Genomic DNA, 2172 nt, shown 5'->3' with positions numbered 1-2172 from the left:
ATGGCCACGCCGTAGCACAGCCGGGGCAGGCGGGCGTTGGCGGTGGCGGGCACGTAGTCGAAGCGGCCGGTGACGGCCAGCAGTTCGACGGACACCCGCAGCGAGCGCAGCACCGCGCGCAGTTGCGGCAGGTGGAAGGCCAGCACCCCAAGGGCGTACACGCCGCCGGCAAGGCTGGTCCAGATGAAGGCGCGGAACACGGTTTCGGCGCCCAGGAAGGCACCGGCGGCGGCCAGCAACTTCACGTCGCCCGCGCCCATGACCCGCAGCAGGAAGGGGATCAGCATCAGGCCGAGCCCCAGGCCGAAACCGGACAGCGAGAAGAGCAGGCCGTCCCACGAGCCGGAAAGGCCGCCGGTCCAGGCGCCCAGCGCCGCGTTGGCCGCAACGCCCGCCAGCATGGCGGGAAAGGTGAGCCAGTTGGGAATGCGCATGGCGCGCAGGTCGGTGGTCACGGCCACCAGCAGCACGACGGCGAGGGGGGCGGCAAGGATGGGGTTCATGGGGCTCTCCTCTTGTGTGGCCAGGGAAACGGGGTGCCGTCGTTTCCGGGCGGACTGCCCTTTCGGCGGATGCCGATTCGGGCGGGTTCTCCATCGCAAGGTCCGCGCTTTCGATGGCGAAGGGGCCGGGGGTTCGCCCCGGCCCCTCCGAGTGCAGCGTGGCGGGAAGCCGAGTCGCCGTCGCGGGATGTTACGAGCCGGGGGTGGGCATCTTGGAATCGATGTACGAGAAGGTAGAGCTGACCTTGGTGCCGAGGGCGGTGACGGCGGCGACGATGACGGCGGCGATGAGGGCGGCGATGAGGCCGTATTCGAGGGCGGTTGCGCCTTCTTCGTCACGGATCAGGGCAGTGATGGACTTCAGCATGATCTTACTCCTTTCGGGAATTTGCGCGATTATAAACGGGCCTACGAACCGGGGGTAGGCATCTTGGAGTCGATGTACGAGAAGGTGGAGCTGACCTTGGTGCCGAGGGCGGTGACGGCTGCCACGATGACGGCGGCGATGAGGGCGGCGATGAGGCCGTATTCGAGGGCTGTGGCGCCTTCTTCATCATTGATCAGGCGGGCGATGATCTTCGACATGGCTGTTCTCCTGCGATTCGTTCTGTTGATGTCTGCTGCGGTCGCGCCGTGGGCTACGAGCCGGGGGTGGGCATCTTGGAATCGATGTACGAGAAGGTGGCGCTGACCTTGGTGCCGAGGGCGGTGACGGCGGCGACGATGACGGCGGCGATGAGGGCGGCGATGAGGCCGTATTCGAGGGCGGTAGCGCCTTCTTCGTCACGGAACAGAGTGGTGATGCGTTCAAACATGATGTCTCTCCTGCGTCGGGGGCTGTTGGGTTGGCCGGGGGGCCGTTGTTGACTCCCATTCAGCAACCCGCGTGCCAAGGCGAGTCGTGCAGAATGTAATACGCGTTAACATTCTGAAACAGTATGGAATATTTTTTTGCACGGCCCGGAATGGGCTGTTAGAGGCAGGGTTTGCGGGGCGCTTGGGCGGGGCGCAGGGGCACACCGCCGGGAAGGAATCCACAAATCTTGGAGTCGGGCAGGTGGAGGCACGGGCGCTGCTGGCACGGGGCGGTGGGCGCGGGGCAGGAAGTTCAATGGCGCAGGCGTGCTGGAAGAGAATCTAGGATTCTTGGATCGAGATGCGAACGGGGGATGGCAGCAGGGCCCGGATGCGGCCTTGGGGCGTGATGGGCCAGCGTATCCGGGGGGGGCGGGGCACTGCCGTGAAACGTGGCGGGGGGATGCAATGCGCGGGAGGGCCGTGCCCATTGCGGGGCGCGGCGGAAGAAAATCTAGGATTCGTGGATCAGGGGCAGGCCGTTGCGCGGCTTGATGCCGTGCTTCTGCAACTTGGCCCACAGGTTCTTGGGCGTCAGCCCCAGCAGCACGGCTGCTTCGGTCTGGCGGCCTTCTGCGCGGCGCAGGGCATCCAGCAGCAGGTTGCGTTCGACCATGCGCATGGTTTCGCGCAGGTCGATGGGGCCGGTAAGGGCCGCCGCCGCGAAGGCGTGGGTGGAGGACGCGCCCGCCGACATGCTGGCTGAGTGCGTGCCAATCGGGGATGCGCTGGTGGGCGGCAGGGGGGCGCCCGGCCCGAATGCGGCGGGGGCATGGCCGGACGTGTGCCCGATCATGCGCCCGCCCGTGTGCCC

General features: G+C 66.9%; 5 protein-coding genes. All 5 read right to left on the bottom strand.

Annotated features, from left to right (window positions below):
* Positions 1-503, bottom strand: a 503-nt coding sequence (locus tag FVW27_RS13670) for an A24 family peptidase (RefSeq protein ID WP_167126024.1), incomplete at its 3' end; no start/stop codon positions are given.
* A gap of 190 nt (positions 504-693) precedes the next feature.
* Positions 694-870 (bottom strand): Flp family type IVb pilin, encoded by a 177-nt coding sequence (locus tag FVW27_RS13665; protein ID WP_007526888.1) that lies wholly within the window; start codon positions 868-870, stop codon positions 694-696.
* A gap of 41 nt (positions 871-911) precedes the next feature.
* Positions 912-1088 (bottom strand): Flp family type IVb pilin, encoded by a 177-nt coding sequence (locus tag FVW27_RS13660; protein ID WP_007526891.1) that lies wholly within the window; start codon positions 1086-1088, stop codon positions 912-914.
* A gap of 53 nt (positions 1089-1141) precedes the next feature.
* Complete coding sequence (locus tag FVW27_RS13655; RefSeq protein WP_015946373.1) at positions 1142-1318, bottom strand: Flp family type IVb pilin; 177 nt, start codon at positions 1316-1318, stop codon at positions 1142-1144.
* Between the two features lie 494 nt (positions 1319-1812).
* Positions 1813-2172: helix-turn-helix domain-containing protein (locus FVW27_RS20960; RefSeq protein ID WP_243838456.1), on the bottom strand; the 360-nt coding region annotated here is incomplete at its 5' end.

Source organism: Nitratidesulfovibrio liaohensis, from assembly GCF_011682075.1.
GTDB lineage: Bacteria > Desulfobacterota > Desulfovibrionia > Desulfovibrionales > Desulfovibrionaceae > Cupidesulfovibrio > Cupidesulfovibrio liaohensis.
The sequence above is the reverse complement of the archived record's forward strand: the minus strand, read 5'-3'. Positions and strand labels throughout refer to the sequence as shown.

Coding starts and splice junctions, on each gene's coding strand:
- FVW27_RS13665 (WP_007526888.1), bottom strand. CDS start 870: ATGCTGAAGTCCATCACTGCCCTGATCCGTGACGAAGAAGGCGCAACC.
- FVW27_RS13660 (WP_007526891.1), bottom strand. CDS start 1,088: ATGTCGAAGATCATCGCCCGCCTGATCAATGATGAAGAAGGCGCCACA.
- FVW27_RS13655 (WP_015946373.1), bottom strand. CDS start 1,318: ATGTTTGAACGCATCACCACTCTGTTCCGTGACGAAGAAGGCGCTACC.